The 19,335-nt window shown below is 35.3% G+C and carries 21 protein-coding genes; 11 read left to right on the top strand and 10 right to left on the bottom strand.

Annotation, left to right across the window (positions count from 1 at the left end):
* Window positions 1–117: 117 nt before the first annotated feature.
* From GFU89_RS20550 to GFU89_RS20525, 6 genes are all read left to right on the top strand, one after another.
* The gene (locus GFU89_RS20550; protein WP_042723220.1) at window positions 118–756 is read left to right on the top strand and encodes a DUF47 domain-containing protein; all 639 of its coding nucleotides are present in this window, start codon (window positions 118–120) and stop codon (window positions 754–756) included.
* Window positions 757–776: 20 nt separating this feature from the next.
* Entirely contained in the window at window positions 777–1,919 is a 1,143-nt protein-coding gene (locus GFU89_RS20545; protein WP_318848900.1) for an inorganic phosphate transporter, read from the top strand.
* Window positions 1,920–2,019: 100 nt separating this feature from the next.
* Complete coding sequence (locus tag GFU89_RS20540; RefSeq protein ID WP_047374128.1) at window positions 2,020–2,991, top strand: polyprenyl synthetase family protein; 972 nt, start codon at window positions 2,020–2,022, stop codon at window positions 2,989–2,991.
* 76 nt (window positions 2,992–3,067) lie between these two features.
* Window positions 3,068–4,018, top strand: coding sequence for a GSCFA domain-containing protein (locus tag GFU89_RS20535; RefSeq protein WP_318848899.1), 951 nt, complete (start codon window positions 3,068–3,070; stop codon window positions 4,016–4,018).
* Window positions 4,019–4,546, top strand: coding sequence for a DUF4269 domain-containing protein (locus GFU89_RS20530; RefSeq protein WP_318848898.1), 528 nt, complete (start codon window positions 4,019–4,021; stop codon window positions 4,544–4,546). It abuts the gene before it with no gap.
* 5 nt (window positions 4,547–4,551) lie between these two features.
* On the top strand, window positions 4,552–5,316 hold the full coding sequence (locus GFU89_RS20525) for a TatD family hydrolase (protein WP_318848897.1): 765 nt from the start codon (window positions 4,552–4,554) through the stop codon (window positions 5,314–5,316).
* A gap of 57 nt (window positions 5,317–5,373) precedes the next feature.
* Here GFU89_RS20525 and GFU89_RS20520 read toward each other — a convergent pair whose 3' ends face one another.
* The 6 genes from GFU89_RS20520 to GFU89_RS20495 all read right to left on the bottom strand — a co-directional run bounded on the left by GFU89_RS20520 (window position 5,374) and on the right by GFU89_RS20495 (window position 10,651).
* Window positions 5,374–6,669 carry a DEAD/DEAH box helicase gene (locus tag GFU89_RS20520; RefSeq protein ID WP_318848896.1) on the bottom strand — a complete coding sequence of 432 codons (1,296 nt, stop codon included), beginning with the start codon at window positions 6,667–6,669 and terminating at the stop codon, window positions 5,374–5,376.
* 179 nt (window positions 6,670–6,848) lie between these two features.
* Window positions 6,849–7,487 (bottom strand): porin family protein, encoded by a 639-nt coding sequence (locus GFU89_RS20515; RefSeq protein ID WP_318848895.1) that lies wholly within the window; start codon window positions 7,485–7,487, stop codon window positions 6,849–6,851.
* A 97-nt stretch (window positions 7,488–7,584) separates the two neighbouring features.
* A complete protein-coding gene (locus GFU89_RS20510) occupies window positions 7,585–8,073 on the bottom strand; it encodes a DUF6438 domain-containing protein (RefSeq protein WP_318848894.1) in 489 nt (162 codons plus the stop codon).
* A 261-nt stretch (window positions 8,074–8,334) separates the two neighbouring features.
* Complete coding sequence (obgE, locus tag GFU89_RS20505; protein WP_318848893.1) at window positions 8,335–9,318, bottom strand: GTPase ObgE; 984 nt, start codon at window positions 9,316–9,318, stop codon at window positions 8,335–8,337.
* 62 nt (window positions 9,319–9,380) lie between these two features.
* Entirely contained in the window at window positions 9,381–9,959 is a 579-nt protein-coding gene (locus GFU89_RS20500; RefSeq protein WP_318848892.1) for an adenylate kinase, read from the bottom strand.
* A 137-nt stretch (window positions 9,960–10,096) separates the two neighbouring features.
* Window positions 10,097–10,651: a phosphoribosyltransferase gene (locus GFU89_RS20495; protein WP_318848891.1), complete on the bottom strand. Its 555-nt coding sequence runs from the start codon at window positions 10,649–10,651 to the stop codon at window positions 10,097–10,099.
* Between the two features lie 398 nt (window positions 10,652–11,049).
* On the opposite strand from GFU89_RS20495, the gene GFU89_RS20490 reads away from it, so the two are divergent.
* Window positions 11,050–12,639: an ABC-F family ATP-binding cassette domain-containing protein gene (locus GFU89_RS20490; protein WP_318848890.1), complete on the top strand. Its 1,590-nt coding sequence runs from the start codon at window positions 11,050–11,052 to the stop codon at window positions 12,637–12,639.
* 147 nt (window positions 12,640–12,786) lie between these two features.
* Here the strand turns inward: GFU89_RS20490 and GFU89_RS20485 are convergent, their stop codons facing one another.
* The 4 genes from GFU89_RS20485 to GFU89_RS20470 form a co-directional block, all read right to left on the bottom strand.
* A complete protein-coding gene (locus GFU89_RS20485; protein WP_318848889.1) occupies window positions 12,787–13,305 on the bottom strand; it encodes a hypothetical protein in 519 nt (172 codons plus the stop codon).
* Between the two features lie 91 nt (window positions 13,306–13,396).
* Window positions 13,397–13,954 (bottom strand): AAA family ATPase, encoded by a 558-nt coding sequence (locus tag GFU89_RS20480; protein WP_318848888.1) that lies wholly within the window; start codon window positions 13,952–13,954, stop codon window positions 13,397–13,399.
* A gap of 42 nt (window positions 13,955–13,996) precedes the next feature.
* Window positions 13,997–14,923 (bottom strand): alpha/beta fold hydrolase, encoded by a 927-nt coding sequence (locus GFU89_RS20475; RefSeq protein WP_318848887.1) that lies wholly within the window; start codon window positions 14,921–14,923, stop codon window positions 13,997–13,999.
* 61 nt (window positions 14,924–14,984) lie between these two features.
* Window positions 14,985–15,383 (bottom strand): hypothetical protein, encoded by a 399-nt coding sequence (locus tag GFU89_RS20470; protein ID WP_318848886.1) that lies wholly within the window; start codon window positions 15,381–15,383, stop codon window positions 14,985–14,987.
* 179 nt (window positions 15,384–15,562) lie between these two features.
* Here GFU89_RS20470 and GFU89_RS20465 point away from each other — a divergent pair, with 179 nt between their 5' ends.
* From GFU89_RS20465 to GFU89_RS20450, 4 genes are all read left to right on the top strand, one after another.
* Window positions 15,563–16,849 carry an adenylosuccinate synthase gene (locus tag GFU89_RS20465; RefSeq protein ID WP_318848885.1) on the top strand — a complete coding sequence of 429 codons (1,287 nt, stop codon included), beginning with the start codon at window positions 15,563–15,565 and terminating at the stop codon, window positions 16,847–16,849.
* Window positions 16,850–17,016: 167 nt separating this feature from the next.
* Window positions 17,017–17,304, top strand: coding sequence for a hypothetical protein (locus GFU89_RS20460; protein WP_318848884.1), 288 nt, complete (start codon window positions 17,017–17,019; stop codon window positions 17,302–17,304).
* A 242-nt stretch (window positions 17,305–17,546) separates the two neighbouring features.
* Window positions 17,547–18,395 (top strand): energy transducer TonB, encoded by an 849-nt coding sequence (locus GFU89_RS20455; protein ID WP_318848883.1) that lies wholly within the window; start codon window positions 17,547–17,549, stop codon window positions 18,393–18,395.
* 164 nt (window positions 18,396–18,559) lie between these two features.
* On the top strand, window positions 18,560–19,333 hold the full coding sequence (locus GFU89_RS20450; RefSeq protein ID WP_103231733.1) for a ParA family protein: 774 nt from the start codon (window positions 18,560–18,562) through the stop codon (window positions 19,331–19,333).
* Window positions 19,334–19,335 lie beyond the last annotated feature (2 nt).

The raw sequence follows: 19,335 nt of genomic DNA, 5'->3' as shown, positions 1-19,335 counted from the left end.
CCGGTTTTTTTATTTGATAATCAGGAGGTAAGCGAATGTTAACAAAACTTAATGTCATATAGTTTCACGTGCAATCCTTTTTTAGGAAATTTGCACACGAATTATAAATACTAAAAAATGGGAATTGGTAATATTTTCCACGCTTTTCAACCAAAAGATAAAATCTTCTTTGTACTTTTCGAAAAAGTAACTGAAAATCTAGTTGCAATGTCAGAAGATTTCAACACGGGAATCAAAGATTTCGATCTTAATGACGATTCAATGTTGAAGAAAATGAGTGACTTCGAACACAAGAATGATGAACTTACTCACGAAATTTTCGTAGAATTAGGGAAAAACTTCATTACACCTTTTGACCGTGAGGATATCCACACATTGGCAACAGGACTGGATGATATCGCTGATTATATCTACGCTTCCACAAAATATATCTTTCTGTACAAATCACCGGAGATGAAGGCTTACTCAGACTTCTCTTTATTGATCCATAAAGCATGTCTTGAAATTCAGAATGCTATGAAAAACCTTAAAGGGTTCAAAAACATGGAACAGGTAAAAGAAGCTTGTATCAAAGTAAATTCTATCGAAAATATTGCTGATGATTTGTTGTCAAATTCTATGGTAGAATTATTCGAAACAAATGATGCGATAAACATTATTAAAGTTTCATCTGTACTTAATTATCTTGAAATAGTAACTGACAAAGCAGAAGATGTTGCCAATACAATTGAGAACATCATGATTAAATACGCATAATTAATAATTATAATTAACAAATGGAATTTCCTATTTTACTTATAGTTATTATTGCTTTGGCTTTGGTTTTCGACTACATTAATGGTTTCCATGATGCTGCCAATTCAATTGCGACTATTGTTTCTACAAAAGTTTTAACTCCATTCCAGGCTGTACTTTGGGCAGCACTTTGGAACTTTGCAGCATTCTTTATTGCCGCTTATATTATTGGAGAATTCAAAATTGGTAATACAATTGCCAAAACTGTTAACGAGAATTTTATTACCCTCGAAGTTATATTTTCAGGTTTGGTTGCGGCCATTGCCTGGAATCTTTTAACTTGGTGGTTTGGTATTCCTTCATCATCTTCACATACGCTGATCGGAGGTTTCATTGGAGCCGCTTTGATGCACGCTTTTATGTTGGATTTTCATGATGTTGCTGCAACTCAGCCAAACTTAGGAACTTGGGATATGCTTAAAACAGCAGCCAGCCAGGTTACTCACCAGAGTGTAGTGAAATTTGATAAAGTAATTCCTATATTCCTGTTCATTTTCATGGCACCGATCATAGGGATGATTATCTCGATCATTATTACATTAATTATTGTTCACCTTTATAAAAGATCAAACCCATACAAAGCTGATAAATCTTTCAAAAGATTACAGCTGGCCTCTTCAGCATTATTTAGTTTAGGTCACGGCTTAAACGATGCTCAGAAGGTAATGGGGATCATTGGAGCAGCAGTTATTTATTATCATGTTAATATGCTTCAGGATGCTGAATATTTAAATATTGCATCTGCAGGACGTTTTGACTATTTTGCACAGCATTATATCTGGGTGCCTTTGGTTTCGTTTATTGCAATTGCTTTAGGTACAATGAGCGGTGGTTGGAAGATCATCAAAACAATGGGTACTAAAATTACAAAAGTAACTTCATTAGAAGGGGTAAGTGCTGAAACTGCAGGAGCTATTACTTTATTCATAACAGATCACTTTGGTATTCCTGTTTCTACAACACATACAATTACAGGTTCTATCATTGGGGTTGGTCTTACAAAAAGAGTTTCTGCTGTAAGATGGGGAATCACAGTAAGTCTTCTTTGGGCTTGGATTTTAACTATTCCAATCTCTGCAATTGTTGCAGGTGCTACTTATCTTGTAGTCTCTTTCTTATCATAAGAAAAATTAAAATATTTATAGAAACTTTGTCCGTTTGGGCAAAGTTTTTTGTTTTATAAAGCCTCGAAAAATCGTATTTTTGTTCAAATTAAAAGATTTTATGGAATTTTTAGACAGATACCAGCAGATTGTTGCAGACGCCATCACTAAATATACTTTTAAAGATAAACCTTCGGAGCTGTATGACCCGATGAATTATATTATTTCCCATGGTGGAAAGCGTCTTCGTCCTATTATGGTACTAATGGCTTGTGAGATGTTCGGCGGAGATCTTAAACAGGCTATTAAGCCGGCATTGGCTATCGAGTTTTTCCATAATTTCACGCTGATTCATGATGATATTATGGATGAAGCTCCTTTAAGAAGAAATAAGCCTACCATTCATACTTTACACGGTCTTAATGTGGGTATTCTTTCCGGAGACGGACTGATGCTTAAAGCTTATAAGTTTTTTGAGGATCTTGAACCTGAAATCTTCAAAGCATGTATCAGAATATTTACCCATACAGGACTTTTGCTATGTGAAGGACAGCAGTATGATATCAACTTTGAAACTCAGAAAGACGTTACTTTTGATGACTATATCAGAATGATTACTTATAAAACAGGGGTTTTGAGTGCTTCTTCATTTGAGATCGGAGCTTTGATAGCAAGAGCAGATTTTAAAGATGCCAAAGCTATTTTCAATTTCGGAAAACATATCGGAATTGCATTCCAGATTATGGATGATTATCTTGATGTATTCGGTGATCAGGCACAGTTTGGTAAAAAACATGCAGGCGATATTTACGAAAACAAGAAAACCGTACTGTATTTGTTAGCAAGAGAACATGCTACTGATGAAGAAAGAAAAGAACTGGACTACTGGTATTCTAAAAAGACGGAAAACGTTGATAAAGTTTACGGAGTAGAAAAGATATTCAGAAGAACAAAAGTGGATGAAAAAGCCTTACGTCTGATTGAAAAACATAATGAAATTGGACAAAGCTATCTTCAGAAAATTGATGTTCCTGAAGAAAAGAAAAAACCTTTTATCGAACTGGCAAATTATTTGTTGAGAAGAGAGAGTTAATATAGGCAGCAGATGGTAGGTAGCGGGTAACAGCAATTTACCTGCTACCTATTTCCTGCCACCTAATACCTGTACAATGAAATTCAGAACAGAAGTTGATATTCCTGCCTCAAATAAGAAAATTGAGATTGAAGATAAAATATTTTCAATAGGCTCATGTTTTGCCTCTGAGATGACTGATTTACTTCAGGATGGACAACTTCAGACCCTTAATAATCCTTTTGGAACGATTTTTAATCCTTTTTCCATCAACAGCGCAATCAATAGATTACATGATTCTGCGTTTTATGAAGAGGAAGAATTGATTACCTACAATGAAGAATATATTTCTCTGGATCACCACACCAGTTTTGATACCCGCTATATTCATCAGACCTTAGACAAAATAAATGGAGCCATTGAAGCCGGAAATGCCTTTCTTCAGGAAGCAGACTGGATCATTATAACCTACGGTTCCTCATTTATCTATGAATTTCTTCCTAAGAACAAGCTGGTGGCCAACTGTCACAAAATTCCACAGAAGTTTTTTGAGAAAAGATTACTTTCCCATCAGGAGCTGACGAGCTCGATTTACCAGACGATTCTGGATCTTAAAGACATCTGTAAAGAAGGAGTTCAGATCCTGTTTACTGTTTCACCCGTAAGGCATACTAAGGATGGAATGGTAGAAAATCAATTGAGTAAATCCAAATTAATTACAGCCATTCACGAGTCTATTTCTTTATTTGAAGACTGCCATTATTTGCCGGTCTATGAGATTTTGATGGATGATCTCCGCGATTATCGTTTTTATAAAGAAGATATGATTCATCCCAGCACACAGGCGGTTAATTATATTTTTGAGAAGTTTGGGAATGCCTATTTTTCAGGAGATACTCAGGATTTTATTAAAGAGAACTTTAAGATTATCAGAGCCTTGGAACATAAGACCAGCGACAAGAAAGATCCTAAGTTTATAGAATTCCGGGAGAAATTAGACCAAAGAATTGAAGTGCAGCGTAAAAAGGTAAAACATAAAATATTTTAAATGCTTGATTTTACCAGAATTGACTATCTGAAAAGTGGGAATGAAAGACAGAAAAGGGCGTATGAAGTTCTTGCAAAACATCAGATTTTTGAAAAATTAAAGGAATATTCACCCATTTTAGCAGGAACCGTTCCTATTGAAATTGATATTGAAGGAAGTGATCTGGATATTATTTTTGAGGTGGATTTAAGATTTGAAAAAGATTTTTTAGATGAAATAATGTTCAACAGGCTCATTCCTTACGATGTTGAAACGAAAGTTGAATATCCTATTATAAACGGCGAAAAATGCATTACATTAAATTTTATGCTGGAAGGATTTCCCATTGAAATTTTCGGACAGAATAAGCCTACAAAACAGCAAAACGCTTACCTTCATATGATTGCTGAATACAAAATATTACAGGAAAAAGGAGAAAAATTTAAACAGAAAATAATAGAACTTAAAAAAGAGGGAATAAAAACTGAGCCGGCTTTCGGAATATTGCTGGGACTTAAAAATCCCTATGAAGATCTGTTAAAATATTAAGAAAAATGATTGATACACATACACATTTATACGCAGAAGAATTTGATGAAGATAGAAAAGAAGCTATTCAGAGAGCTTTAGACAAAGGAATTACAGAATTCTATCTTCCTGCAATTGATTCCGAATCTCATGAGAAGATGCTGCAGTTGGAAACAGAATATCCGGGACAAATCTTTTCAATGATGGGATTACATCCTTGCTATGTAAAACCGGAATCTTGGGAAAAAGAACTTGAAATTGTAAAAAAACATCTTGATCAGAGACCTTTTCCTGCAATAGGAGAGATCGGAATCGACTTGTATTGGGATAAAACAACGCTGGATATTCAGGTGAAAGCCTTCGAACAGCAGATTGACTGGGCGATAGAAAAGGACCTTCCCATTGTGATTCATACAAGAGATAGTTTTGATGAGGCATTTGAAGTATTGGAAAGAAAAAAACATCCGAAGCTGAGAGGTATTTTCCATTGTTTTTCCGGAAACCTGGAGCAGGCACAGCATGCTGTAGACCTTAATTTCATTTTAGGGATCGGTGGAGTAGTAACCTTTAAAAACGGGAAAATTGACCAGTTTCTGAATGAAATTCCTCTGGATAAAATTGTTCTGGAAACAGACTCTCCTTATCTTGCTCCCGTTCCGCACAGAGGAAAAAGAAATGAAAGCTCCTATCTTGACCTGGTAGCTGGTAAACTTGTGGATATCTATGGGAAAGATTTCTCTGAGATAGACCGTATCACTACAGAAAATGCAAAGAATCTTTTTCAATCATAAAAGTTCTCAACTTTAAGATAAATAAAAACCCTTTTCAATTTGAAAAGGGTTTTGTTTTTATTTCTTTCTGGTGAAATTCTTGTTTTTAGGTTTTTTAAACCCGGCCGTAGCTCCCGCTGATGGCTTTTTATTAGGTCTGGAATTATTATTACCAGATGTTTTAGGTCTATCACCGCCTGAAGAAGCGGGTCTGTTATTAGAATCCCTTTTCTGAGCAATCAAATTATCAGTATGAAACGGATGTTCTTTGATCACAGGAATTTTCTTTCCGATCAGTTTTTCAGTATTCTTTAGATTTAAAAGATCAAGTCCGTCTACAAAAGAAATAGAATTACCTTCAGCTCCAGCTCTTCCTGTTCTTCCAATTCTGTGTACATAAGTTTCCGAAACATCAGAAAGCTCAAAATTGATCACAAATTTCAATTCGTCAATGTCAATCCCTCTTGCAGCAATATCTGTGGCAACAAGAATTCTTGTTTTTCCGGATTTAAAGTTGTTTAAAGCATTTTGTCTCGCATTCTGAGACTTATTACCGTGAATGGCCTCAGCAGAAATGTTATCTTTCTGAAGCTTTCTTGCAATTTTATCAGCGCCATGTTTCGTTCTTGAAAATACCAGTACCGAATCTGAAATGTCATTTTCAAGAATGTGGGTCAATAGATCCAGTTTATTTTCCTTTTCAACAAAATAAACCGACTGTTTGATGGTATCTGCTGTAGAAGAAACCGGAGTAACCTCTACTTTTACAGGATTATTAAGGATAGAATTGGCCAGCTTCTGGATTTCTCCTGGCATTGTTGCGGAGAAAAATAAAGTCTGTCTTCTCTGTGGTAAAAGCTTAATGATTCTTTTTACGTCGTGTACAAACCCCATGTCAAGCATTCTGTCAGCCTCATCAAGAACAAAGATTTCAAGATTTTTTAAGCTGACGATGCCTTGGGCAATAAAATCAAGAAGTCTTCCTGGTGTTGCAACAAGAATATCAATTCCTTTTCTCAGAGCAGCTTCCTGATTCCCTTGTTTTACCCCTCCAAAGATAACAAGTTGCTTTAATGGAAGGTACTTACCATAGGCATTGATGTTTTCTTCAATTTGAATTGCCAATTCTCTGGTAGGTGTAAGGATTAACGCTTTTATATGTTTATTGGGAACTTTATTTTTGGATAAATTCTGTAGAATAGGAATAGAAAAAGCAGCAGTCTTTCCTGTTCCCGTCTGTGCACAGCCTAAAAAGTCTCTGCCTTCTAGGATATCAGGAATAGATCTTTCCTGGATAGGAGTAGGAGTCGTGTATCCCTGCTCCTGGATTGCTTTTGCAATAGGTTCTATTAAGTTTAAGTCTGTAAAATTCAAATGAATTATTTTAAAATTTAAATAAAAATTCCTTCAGTCTGAAAGAATTACATTCTGCAAAGGTAGTCTAAATATTTTTAAGTATCTTATTCCACTTTTTTAGACTTATGTATATATTGAAAAACAGAAATGGCCACCCGAATATGAGCCGCCATTTATTTCTATTAAAAGTCTGAAGTTTATTTGAACCTATATCCTACACCCGCCTGGAGAAATCCAATTTTTATAGGAACTGAATTGCTTTTATTCATTTCTATAAAATTGAAATGGTATCTGGCATCAACAAAAAATTTCTCATTGAGTTTGTATTCAGCGCCAAGGAAAGGAAATAAACTCAAGGTTTTTACAGATTCGTAATTATGGGTTTCGGTCTCACCAAAAGGGGTATTCATTTTTACTTTGGATGATATGTTAAACCCTAAGTTCATTCCTACAGATGCAGATAGCTCTGGAACAATATAGTATTTTACTGAAATAGGAACCTGTATCTGATTGAATTTGTAATCAAAGTTGATATTCCCCGTGTTTACCACCTCGTTGCCTACCAATTCGTACCAAGGATAAGCATCCTTACCACCCAGTTGAGTGTACAGTAATTCAGCCTGCAAACCCAATTTAGAAGATAAAGGTTGTTCTGCTACGATACCTGCATAGAAATAGGATTTTGAATCCAGCTCAGTTCCAAAAAATTTCATATTGGATAAGGAATATCCTCCCTTTACACCAAAGCTCATAGATGCCGGATCTTTTGTGTTTTGTTGTGCATTAAATATTGCTGAGAAAGCAAATGCTGCAATGAAAAAAATGTGTTTCTTCATATTTATTTTAAATGGTTAATAGTTTACAAAAAAAAATAATTCCTCCAAATGAAGGAATTACTGTTGCAAAGATAATTTAAATATTTTTTTAGTGAAACTATTTCACTTTACTCCATTGCTGATTTTTTCTTAAGTTTTCAAAAAACTGATATACTTCTGAAAGTTTTTCACTTCCGTGTTTTCCGTAATCTTCAACATTTTTTGAAGTCCCGTCAGCGAATTTGATTCTTAAATAAGAGGTGGGAAGATCGGTGATATTTTTCTCACCATACTTGTCGTTTAAGCTTTTTACATTGAGCCCATTAAGCAAACTGATTAATTTATTGTAATCCTCTTCTTTGATTGTTCCTTCGAAAGTTCCTTCACGAGGCTTGGAAAATTCATCTTTTGAAGGTTTATCATTAAAATTAAAATGTTCTGCTTCAAAAACAGCCGTTCTGTCCGGGCTGATTGTCATTTTAAATACAGGACAGAATCCAAAACAGGGAGTAGCCTCATATTCAATGGTAGAATATTGGGAGTTTACTTTCTGAGAAGTACAGGAAAATAAAAATACAAATGCACAAAGGCCCAGTAAATATTTCATAGTTTTTTCAATTTCGGATGGTCTCCCAATAATTGTTCCAAAAGCTGCAATCTTCTTTTGTTTTTATGTTAAATATAAAATAGAAAACCTGTTTAAATTTTTATTTTGTTGAAATGATGAATCTTGACTATACTTTATTTCTTAATGATTTAAAATATTGAATGGAAGAAAAAAATGAAGACAGCCTCAGGTTCTCCTGAGGCTGTCTTTTATATTGCAGTTTCATTTTATAAAAAATATAACTGATGAATCTATGTTTTTCTATCCGTGTAATTGCTTCCAGATAGCATCTTTCAGCTCCATAAGACCTTCTCCGGTAACTCCTGAGAAGAATAAAGGCTGCTTGTTTTCAGGAAATTCTGCTGCAATTTCCTTTTTCAGTTCATCATCCAAAAGGTCAGATTTTGAAACGGAAATAATTAAATCCTTATCCATAAGTTCAGGATTATATTCCTTCAGTTCATTTTCCAGAATTTTGAATTCCTGGAAGTGATTTTCAGAATCAGAAGGAATTAAAAATAACAAGATAGAGTTTCTTTCAATATGTCTCAGGAATCTGTGTCCTAATCCTTTTCCTTCTGCTGCTCCTTCAATAATTCCTGGAATATCAGCCATTACAAAAGATTTGTAATTTCTGTAATCCACGATTCCAAGGTTAGGTGTCAGGGTGGTAAAAGCGTAATTAGCAATTTTTGGTTTTGCTGCAGAAACAGATGCTAAAAGTGTAGATTTTCCTGCATTTGGAAACCCAACAAGACCTACATCAGCCAAAATTTTAAGTTCGAAGACAACATAGCCTTCCTCACCATCCATCCCGGGTTGAGCATATCTTGGAGTCTGATTGGTAGAAGATTTGAAGTGTTCGTTTCCTTTTCCACCTTTTCCACCTTGCATCAGGATAATTTCCTGTTTGTCTTCAAGGATTTCTCCGATAATTTCACCTTCTTCATTTTTAGCGATACTCCCAATAGGAACATCGATATAAATATCAGAACCGTCAGCTCCGGTCAGCTGGTTTTTTGCTCCGTTTTCACCTCGTTCTGCTTTTATGTGACGGGTGTATCGAAGTGGAAGTAAAGTCCATTCCTGAGCATTTCCTCTCATAATGACGTGTCCGCCACGACCTCCGTCACCTCCGTCAGGACCTCCTTTAGGAATATACTTTTCACGGCGAAGGTGGGCAGAACCAGCACCTCCGTGTCCGCTTTTACAATGGATTTTTACGTAATCTACAAAGTTAGACATATAGTTTGTGTTGCGAGTTGCGAGCACGGAACGAAATTTCGTATCCTGCACCCATATCTCGATTATTTAATTTTCTCTACCTCAGCGAAAAGTTTTTGGGAAATCTCATCAATTTCTCCAACACCGTTTACCTCTACATATTTACCCTGCTGCTTATAAAGCTCGGCAACTTCTGCTGTTTTAGTATAATATTCTTTAATTCTGTTTTCGATGATCTCTACATTGCTGTCGTCTGATCTTCCGCTGGTTTCACCTCTTTTCAGAAGTCTTTCAACCAAAATTGTGTCCTCTACTACCAATGAAAGACAGATATCAATCTTATCATTCAGTACTTCTTTAACGATGGTTTCCAAAGCTTCTGTCTGAGCAGTTGTTCTTGGATATCCGTCAAAAATAAAACCGTTGGTATCAGTAGGTTTTTTGACCTCATCGATCAGCATATCTGTTGTTACCTGATCCGGAACCAATTCTCCCTTATCGATGTATGACTTAGCCAGTTTTCCAAGTTCAGTGTCATTTTTCATATTGTATCTGAAAAGATCACCTGTTGAAACCTGTTTTAAATTGAATTTCTCGATTAGATTCTGAGCTTGTGTTCCTTTTCCACTTCCTGGAGGGCCGAACAGAACAATGTTTATCATAATTTTGATACGCTTTCAGCAATTGACATTCGCTTTTGGCAGTTTGCTCTTTGCTTTCAGCTTTTTTAAGTTATTATTAAATTTATTTCTTTATATAATTTTTAAGCTAAAAGCTATCAGCTAATAGCCAACAGCGTTTAATGGTTGATTTGTCCGTCTGCCAGTTGATATAAATTAGGTAGGTTTCTTCCCAATTCATCATAATCAAGTCCGTATCCAAGTACAAATTTGTTTGGAATTTCTTTTCCAATATAATCCAGTTTGAAATCTTTCTTGTAAATCTCAGGTTTCAGTAAGAAACTAGCCAGTTTTACAGATTTAGGACGTTGTGTTTCTTTAAAATATTTGAAAAGACTTTCAACAGTATTTCCTGTATCTACGATATCTTCCACAAGAATAATGTGACGGTCTTTAACTTCTTTAGTAAGCTCCATTTTCTGATAAACAATCCCTGTAGATTCTGTTCCTACATAAGAACTCATTTGAATGAAGGCAATTTCACATTCCCCTGGGTAATATTTTAAAAGATCTGAGAAGAACATGACCACCCCATTTAAAACGCCAATGAAAACAGGTACTTCATCTTTGTAATCTTCATAAATTCTTAACGCTGTCTCTTTTACAATTTCCTGAATTTCGGCATCCTTTAAATAAGGAACGAAAGTTTTGTCGTGAACTTTAATGCTTTCCATAAAATTTTTAGTAGGAGGCAAAGTTACGGATTTTTGATTAAAATACTTTCCTGTTTTTATTAGTTTGAAAGTTTGATGGTTTCAGAATGGCAGATTTAGGTATCATGATGAAGGCTGTTTAAATCAGAATAAGTATAAAGCATTAAACGATATAGGAACGTGTAGCCTCAAAAAAATGAATTCTTTGAAAGATAGTAAAGGTCTGCTGTTTGATATGCAGAAGAAAAAAGAGATGATAAATGTCTTGATAATTTATAAAAAAATAAATATTCCGGAAAATGAGTACCTTTGTACTTTCAAAACCCAAAATACAGACATGTAGGATAGTATTTCTTTCAGATTCAATAAAACAGTAGCTAAAATGTTACTGGTGTTTAACCATTATTAAGAAAGAAATCATGATTTTACTGCAAAATATATCCTTTGGGTTTCCGGGAGGAGATCTTCTATTTAATTATACCAATTTAACAATACCTTCTCACACCAAATCTGCTTTGGTGGGAAGCAACGGCATGGGGAAATCAACCCTGCTGAAAATTATCGCAGACGAAATACAGCCTTTAAGCGGAAATAGTACTATTTCGGGACCTGTTTTTTATGTTCCACAGATGTTTGGGAATTGTAATGATCTTACCATTGCTGAATGTCTGAGAATAGACCAGAAACTGAATGCGCTCCAAAAAATAACCAATGGGGAAGTAGATGAAATTTATTTTGAAATTCTCAATGACGACTGGGAAATTGAAGAGCGTTGCCGACAGGCATTGGAGCATTGGGGACTTGACAATTTTGAATTGACTCAAAAGTTGGAAGGCTTAAGCGGTGGTCAGAAAACCAAGGTTTTTCTTGCCGGAATTCAGATCAATCAGCCTGATATCATTATATTGGATGAACCTACCAATCATCTGGATCTTAAGGGAAGAAAGTTACTGTATGATCTGATTGATAAAACAGATGCAACAGTGGTTATTGTAAGCCACGACCGAACTTTGCTTAATCTTGTTGATACCCTGTTCGAACTAAGTAATCAGGGAATTGCCACGTATGGTGGAAACTATGATTTCTATGCAGCACAAAAAGAAGTGGAGGAAGAAGCTTTGCATAATGATATTCATGCGAAAGAACGAGCCTTAAAAAAAGCAAAGGAGAAAGAAAGAGAAACGCTGGAACGCAAGCAGAAACTGGATGCAAAAGGAAAAAACAAACAGGAAAAATCCGGGGTTGCTCGGATTATGATGAACACCCTTCGGAATAATGCTGAAAAAAATAGCTCAAAGCTGAAAAGTGTTCATGCAGAGAAAATCAGTGGAATTTCAGAGGGTTTGAGAGGTCTACGCTCCTCTGTAAAGAATTCTGAGCAGATGAAGGTGAATTTCAATGATTCCAACCTGCATTCAGGAAAGATTTTAATGACGGCTGAAGATATAAATTTCAATTATGGGAATGGAAATCTGTGGAAAGAAAATCTCAATATTGAGATCCGAAGTGGAGAAAGAATCTCAATCAAAGGTTCGAATGGCTCAGGAAAAACCACTCTCATAAAGCTTCTGCTGGGAAATACCGAACCTTCCGAAGGGAAAATAGACAGAGTAGAGTTTAACAGCATCTATATTGATCAGGAATATTCTCTGATTGATAATGACTCTACTCTTTATGATTTTGTCCAGACCTTTAATGATAATGAGCTGCTGGAATTTGAGGTGAAAACATTACTGTCCAGATTTTTGTTTGGTAAAGATACCTGGGATAAAAAATGTGGTATGCTGAGTGGAGGCGAGCGGTTGCGGTTGCTTCTCTGCGGACTTTCTATCAGTAATAAAGCTCCGGATATCATAATCCTTGATGAACCAACGAATAACCTTGATCTTCAGAATGTGGAAATTCTCACCCATTCCATTAAAGATTATCAGGGAACGCTGTTGGTTATTTCCCATGATGAAATTTTTTTGGAGGAGATTGGGATTGATCGGGAATTGATGCTTAGCTAAAGGATTTTATAATGTATAGTGTGGAGAATATTCAATAGAGACGGGCTTCAGCCTGTCTTTTAATATCAATGAAAATCCATTGGCTTCAGCCAAAACTTATAAAACAAAATCCCGGAATCATTATCCGGGATTTTTATATGAAAAGAATTATTTCTTTGTCTTCTTAATCGCATCCAAATAAATCTTCTTGATACTGTTTTTTTCTTCTTTCTCACTGATATCTTCAAGAGCTGGAAGCAGGGTAGAATTGTGTGGGGTTTTCAGTTTTAAAATTTCACCCAATGCAAATGCTGCGCTCCAACGTACCACAGTTCCTTCATGTTTTGTATTCCCCAAAAGGTTGCCAATTGTCTGATCCAGATTTTCTGTGAACAAATGAGCGGTGTTACCTATTACTTTGGCACTTTCCCATTTTATTCTCGGTGCTTTTTCGGTAAGCGTTTGGGTGACAAATGAAAATGCGGTTTCATCCGCAAGGCTAGCATTCTGTTTTGTTGCATATTCTATTGCTTCAATGCAGGTTGCTTTTACGGGATCTTTGGATTTTTCAGCGAAAGCAATCAGTTCATCAACAGGTAAAGACGTGTCGATAATCCATTTACTGATGATATCAACCTTTTCCTTTGATTTTACAGTCTTATCTTTTATAATTTCTTCTAGAGTCACGATGATTGATTTTATTTTTTCAGTGTTCTAAAATAACAATTCTTCTGAAAGTAACATTACCTTTGTCATTACGAGCAAAGCGAAGCAATCTCTATTTAGTCTTTAAGTTTCCCTGTTTTATTGTATTCATAACAATATTCATCTTTTGAGACAGATCATAATCACCAGAAAATTCTATCAAAGGGATATTCATCTCAGATAACCATTCAAGATGGGCTTTTAATGTTCTGTTGGCAATACCTGTGTTGTGATCATAATCTTTAGCCCAATCCATAAACTCCTTAAATTTTTTTGCTCTTTCCGGATTGGTGATAATTTCATCACCATACCTTTCATGCTCTCTTTTTCGCAGTCTTTGCAATCTTATATCAGGAGGGAGATAGAGGAAAATAATCAGGTCAAATTCATGAAATATATTTTCACCCCAATGAATGATTGAACCTCCAAAAATCCAGTTTTCAGAAGCATGAAGTGTGTCCGAAACAGTTGAATTTCTTGTTTCAGGGTTTTGTCTTTCTGTAAAAGGAATTGGTGTTGGAAGCCAGAAAAAATCATCACTGTCGAAATATTCAAGATTGAGTTCCTCAGACAATGCTTTTCCTAAAGTGGTAACCCCGGAACCTGAAGCTCCGAAAATATGTATTCTCATGACTTTATTCGTTTATGAATCCGCAAAATCTGCGAAGGCATTTTAATTTTTTACTATCCAATGATAGATTCCGTTCAATACTTCTTCCCGTATTTCTTCATTAAGAATTTCATGGCGCATCTCCGGATAAATCTTCACATCTACATGCTGGAAACCGTCAGTTTTTAAATGGTCAACGGTATGCATAACCCCTTTTCCAAAATCACCAATCGGATCATTCTGGCCGCTTACAAATAGAAAAGGGAATGACTTGGAAATAGAAGCAGCCCAGTTTCTTGCTGTCGCTTTTTTATAAATGGTAAACAACGTATAGAAAGCATTGTGGGTAAACGGAATTCCGCAAAGGTCATCCTGCTCAAAAGCTTTTCGGTTTTTAGGATTTACACTGAGCCAGCTGGTATCGCTGAAATCTTTATCCTTTTTAAAATGTTTATTATTAACGTTTGTGAAAACAGAATTCAAAAAAGTACGGTGACGAGGAGCAATAGCTGTAGCTAATAACAAATAACCTCTTAACAAATCTATTCCCGGTAAAGGTCCGCCGGTTCCTGTAATGATAGCTCCTGCAAACTTACTGCTTGCTTTTTGAAGAAGACAACGGGTAATAAAAGATCCCATCGAATGCCCCAAAATAAAGTGCGGAACATCCGGAAACTGCTTTGCAAGATAATCAGCCATCATTTCTGCATCGGTTACAAGCCTTTCATCCGGTTTTTCAAGCTGAAAGAAACCAATATCCTTTTTCTCTTTTACAGATTTTCCATGTCCCAGATGATCATAGGTCAATACAGCAATTCCATGAGCCGCAAAATATTCAGCAATCTCAGTATATCTTCCGCTGTGTTCCTGCATGCCGTGAACAATTAATAAGGTAGCTTTTATTGTTTCGGGTGAAAACAGAGTGTAATAAAGTTGGGATTCGCTGTTTATATTTGATGGTAAGTATGCTGATGATTTGGATAATGGCATAGGAACTTGTTTAGATGCTAATCAAAGATAGGGAATAAAAAAGGTTTTGAATGAACAGAAACTATTCCTCCTTTTTAATTGATATTGCCCATAATCTTTTATCCAGATTATATTTCTTTTCTACACTTAAATTTGTAATGGTCCAACCAAAATCAGTCTGGCTTTTATCAATGAGTTGTAATGTGTAAATTTTATCTTTTTCAAAAAAGTGATCTCCATAAAATTCAGGACATTTTACGATAATAGGAATTTTTTTATCTGGGTAGTTATTTATATTTGAATTAATAATTTCAAACTCTATCATAGTAGCATAAGCAATATATCCACAACCAGGAGGAAGAGAAACATCATTTACTATTTTTCCGGTCAGTTTATATTTTCGGTTTTCAATTCTTTTGGTTGAAAAACTCAAAGAAATACCTAGAATAAATATAAGAGACAGCAATTGAGTATTTTTCATTTTAAATATTTGATAGTAAATATAATCCATTTTATATGGGTATGAAAGCAAAAATTATATGTATAAAGCTATCTTCAACCTCATGATTTTCACCCCAACTCAAAATAAATATCCTCTAGAATTTGGTCGTCATTTTTTTTAAAAGTAATTTTGCACGAATCTAAAAACAAAAGTAAAATATGTCAACTTATGTAGTTGTAGGTCTTCAGTACGGAGATGAAGGCAAAGGAAAAATCACGGATGTTTTATCGGCTAAATCGGACTATGTAGTACGTTTCCAGGGTGGAGACAACGCTGGTCACACGGTTTATGTGGGTGAAGAAAAATTCGTTTTGCACCTTCTTCCTTCAGGAGTTCTTCAATGCAAAGGGAAATGTATCATTGCGAACGGAGTAGTGGTAAACCCTAAGTCTTTCATTAGAGAAGTTGGTCAGATTGAGAGCAAAGGCTTGAGAACAGATCATATCTTTATCAGCAGAAGAGCGCATGTAATCATGCCTTACCACATCCTTTTGGATACTTACCGTGAAGAGGAACACGGAGGGACTCAGATTGGAACTACCAAAAAAGGAATCGGACCTTGTTATGAAGATAAAATTGCAAGAGTCGGGATCAGAATGGTAGACCTTTTAAATCCTGAAATTTTAAGAGATAAAATTGAGAAAAACTTAAAAGTTAAAAATTCTCTTTTTGAAAAATATTACGGAAAACCAACTTTAGACGTTGAAGAAATCTATAACGAATATTTAGAGATCGGAAAACAACTTCAGGACAGAATCGTTGATACTGAATTAGAACTGAACGAAGCAATCAGAGACGGTAAAAACGTGTTATTCGAAGGAGCTCAGGCGTTAATGCTTGATATCGACTTCGGAACATATCCATACGTAACTTCATCTTCTCCATCTACAGGAGGAGTTTGTTCAGGAGCTGGTGTACCACCAACTTCACTTCAGAACCTAATCGGAGTAGCGAAAGCATACTGTACAAGAGTAGGAAACGGTCCTTTCCCTTCTGAATTGGATAACGAGCTGGGTGAAAAAATCAGACAGATTGGAGGTGAATTCGGAGCAACTACAGGAAGACCAAGAAGAACAGGTTGGTTAGACCTTGTTTCTTTAAAGCATGCTTGTATGATCAACGGAATCAACAATCTTGTGATCACTAAGCTTGACGTTCTTACAGGAATTGAAAACCTGAAAGTGGTAACCCATTATAAAACTGAAGACGGAAAAATCATTGATTATTTCACTTCTTCAACAGAGAAATTATACAACTACGAACCAATCTATCAGGATTTACCAGGTTGGAACGAAGATATTACAAAAGCAAGAAGCTATGATGAACTTCCTGACACTGCTCAGAAATACATCGAGTTTATCGAGAAATATTTAGGAATCAATGTATACTTGGTTTCTGTAGGTCCTGAAAGAAGTCAGAACATCATCAGAAAAGAATTATTCTAATATTCTTAAAAATAAAAATAAAAAAGAGACTGTCATTGGATGGTCTCTTTTTTTTGTTTTTAATTATCCTTGTCAAGGTTTTAAACCTTGACAAGGATAATGCTTATTATTCCAATTTTAAATTTTTGTATACTTTTGTTTTGAGTATAAACAGGAAAATCAATCAAATGGAAGAAAATAAAATACCCCAGCGTTTTCTGGATAATATTGTAATCAGCTTATACTTTACAATAGCTTATGCAGTTCTTCTGATTGTTTATTTAGGTATGCCTATAGGGGTCAGTTCAGATTTTTTACTGATCCTCTTTATAGTCTGCAGTTTGGTGTTTAGTATAGGCGCTATTTATTTTGCGGCTAAAAGTTATTCGAAAACAAAGATCAGTTCTGTTATTTTAATTATTATTAATACACTCGGATTACTAATACCGCTTGCTCTTCTTTTGATGCTTATATAACCTTTGTATTCAGCTAAGGTTCTTCTATTTATGTTTATTTGTTTTTATGAAAAATAGTGTTGTTTTTCTATATAAACTTTCTATTTAAAAATGTCAAAATTAAAACATTGTCATAAAATTTTCTAATATTATGTTGTTTTGCTAAAATTTTGGCAGATGTTTTGATATTACAACAGTGCTTATCGATAAGAGCTAACAAAACTAATAATCAAAATTTTTAACAGTTTAAAAAAGTAGTAGTGATGAAACAACATAATCAAAACCAGGAATTTCGTTTTAACGAAGTTCTCTTTGAGCACCGCAATAAAGAATATGGTGCCTATGCATTAAGAAACGAATCAGATAGAATATTAACCAAAGCGCTTTTTATCGGAGCAAGTTTAATGGCTGCAGTATCTATTACGCCGTTTGTGCTTTCTGCAATGAAATCAGATGTAGTTATAGATAGAATTAAGGATGATGGTGAAAGAACAATAATTAAAATTGTTGAACCACCTGAAAAAGATCCCCCTGTACAGATTGTAAAAACTGTTGCACCTCCAAACACGAAAACGTTTGACAGTACAGTGCCTACGCCATCAAGCGATGCTAAAGATGATGTAAAAAAAGATCCTATACCGGATGATGCTGTAGCGGGTTTTGTAAATAACTTTAAAGGAGATCCAGTGGCCCCTAATACACCCAATGTTCCAACGGTATCAGTAGGAACAGGTCCTGTAATTACCACACCACCACCAGTAATATCTGATCCGGTGGATAAAAATAAGATTGCAGCGCCTGGAGAACTTGGAGTAGAAGCTAATTTCACAGGAGGAATAGACTCCTTTAGAAATAAAGTAATGAACAATTTCGACGGTTCAGGATTTGAATCAGAAGATGTTGTAAAAACGACAGTTACCTTTATTGTAGAAATGGATGGAACCATCTCAGGGGTAAAAGCTAATGGAACCAATGCTGACTTTAACAGTGAAGCCATGAGAACAATTAAAAACATCTCAAGTAAAGGAAAATGGGTCCCAGCCAAAAACAAAAAAGGAGAATTCGTAAGAAGTTATTTCAAATTTCCAATCTCAATGAAGTTTGATAATTAATACGGAAAGACACATTTCAAATAGTTATCCACAAAGATTTTTTTTTGTGGATAATTTTTTTTATTTCTAAATTGCTTATTAACAATATTTTAACTCAATTTTGATTTTCCCCACTCACCGAGAGCAAAGAAAAAAGTGTATTTTTGAAACTTAAAGTTCTAATAATGGCAAAAATCATAGGTATTGCTAATCAAAAAGGAGGTGTTGGTAAAACTACCACCGCTGTAAATTTGGCGGCAGCATTAGGAGTATTGGAAAAAAAAATATTAATCATTGATGCTGATCCTCAGGCGAATGCTACATCTGGTCTGGGTGTTGAAGATGTTCAGTATTCTACATATAATCTACTGGAACATAGTGCAGACACAAGAGTCTGTATCAAAAGGACAGCAACTCCGAACCTGGATATTATCCCGTCACATATTGACCTGGTAGCTGCGGAAATTGAATTGGTAGACAAGGAAGACCGTGAGTATATGCTGAAAAAAGCATTAGCCAGTGTAAGAGATGATTATGACTATATTATCATCGACTGTGCACCGAGTTTAGGACTTATTACAGTCAATGCACTTACAGCAGCAGATTCTGTAATCATTCCGATTCAATGTGAATATTTTGCATTAGAAGGACTTGGGAAACTTTTGAATACCGTTAAAAATGTTCAGAAGATCCACAATAAAGACCTTGGAATTGAAGGTCTTCTTCTTACGATGTATGACAGCCGATTGAGATTATCCAATCAGGTAGTGGAGGAAGTAAACCTGCATTTCCCGGAAATGGTTTTTGAAACCATTATCAGCAGAAACGTAAGATTGAGTGAAGCACCAAGTTTCGGGGAAAGTATCCTGAACTATGATGCAGAAAGCAAAGGAGCTGTTCAGTACATTCAGTTAGCTGAAGAAGTTCTTTTGAGAAATGAAAACTTAATAAAGAATTAAAT

The sequence above is a fragment of the Chryseobacterium sp. JV558 genome (assembly GCF_033712365.1).
In the GTDB taxonomy this organism is placed as follows: domain Bacteria; phylum Bacteroidota; class Bacteroidia; order Flavobacteriales; family Weeksellaceae; genus Chryseobacterium.
The sequence above is the reverse complement of the archived record's forward strand: the minus strand, read 5'-3'. Positions and strand labels throughout refer to the sequence as shown.

Coding starts and splice junctions, on each gene's coding strand:
- GFU89_RS20550 (WP_042723220.1), top strand. CDS start 118: ATGGGAATTGGTAATATTTTCCACGCTTTTCAACCAAAAGATAAAATC.
- GFU89_RS20545 (WP_318848900.1), top strand. CDS start 777: ATGGAATTTCCTATTTTACTTATAGTTATTATTGCTTTGGCTTTGGTT.
- GFU89_RS20540 (WP_047374128.1), top strand. CDS start 2,020: ATGGAATTTTTAGACAGATACCAGCAGATTGTTGCAGACGCCATCACT.
- GFU89_RS20535 (WP_318848899.1), top strand. CDS start 3,068: ATGAAATTCAGAACAGAAGTTGATATTCCTGCCTCAAATAAGAAAATT.
- GFU89_RS20530 (WP_318848898.1), top strand. CDS start 4,019: ATGCTTGATTTTACCAGAATTGACTATCTGAAAAGTGGGAATGAAAGA.
- GFU89_RS20525 (WP_318848897.1), top strand. CDS start 4,552: ATGATTGATACACATACACATTTATACGCAGAAGAATTTGATGAAGAT.
- GFU89_RS20515 (WP_318848895.1), bottom strand. CDS start 7,487: ATGAAGAAACACATTTTTTTCATTGCAGCATTTGCTTTCTCAGCAATA.
- GFU89_RS20510 (WP_318848894.1), bottom strand. CDS start 8,073: ATGAAATATTTACTGGGCCTTTGTGCATTTGTATTTTTATTTTCCTGT.
- obgE (WP_318848893.1), bottom strand. CDS start 9,318: ATGTCTAACTTTGTAGATTACGTAAAAATCCATTGTAAAAGCGGACAC.
- GFU89_RS20500 (WP_318848892.1), bottom strand. CDS start 9,959: ATGATAAACATTGTTCTGTTCGGCCCTCCAGGAAGTGGAAAAGGAACA.
- GFU89_RS20495 (WP_318848891.1), bottom strand. CDS start 10,651: ATGGAAAGCATTAAAGTTCACGACAAAACTTTCGTTCCTTATTTAAAG.
- GFU89_RS20490 (WP_318848890.1), top strand. CDS start 11,050: ATGATTTTACTGCAAAATATATCCTTTGGGTTTCCGGGAGGAGATCTT.
- GFU89_RS20480 (WP_318848888.1), bottom strand. CDS start 13,954: ATGAGAATACATATTTTCGGAGCTTCAGGTTCCGGGGTTACCACTTTA.
- GFU89_RS20475 (WP_318848887.1), bottom strand. CDS start 14,923: ATGCCATTATCCAAATCATCAGCATACTTACCATCAAATATAAACAGC.
- GFU89_RS20470 (WP_318848886.1), bottom strand. CDS start 15,383: ATGAAAAATACTCAATTGCTGTCTCTTATATTTATTCTAGGTATTTCT.
- GFU89_RS20465 (WP_318848885.1), top strand. CDS start 15,563: ATGTCAACTTATGTAGTTGTAGGTCTTCAGTACGGAGATGAAGGCAAA.
- GFU89_RS20460 (WP_318848884.1), top strand. CDS start 17,017: ATGGAAGAAAATAAAATACCCCAGCGTTTTCTGGATAATATTGTAATC.
- GFU89_RS20455 (WP_318848883.1), top strand. CDS start 17,547: ATGAAACAACATAATCAAAACCAGGAATTTCGTTTTAACGAAGTTCTC.
- GFU89_RS20450 (WP_103231733.1), top strand. CDS start 18,560: ATGGCAAAAATCATAGGTATTGCTAATCAAAAAGGAGGTGTTGGTAAA.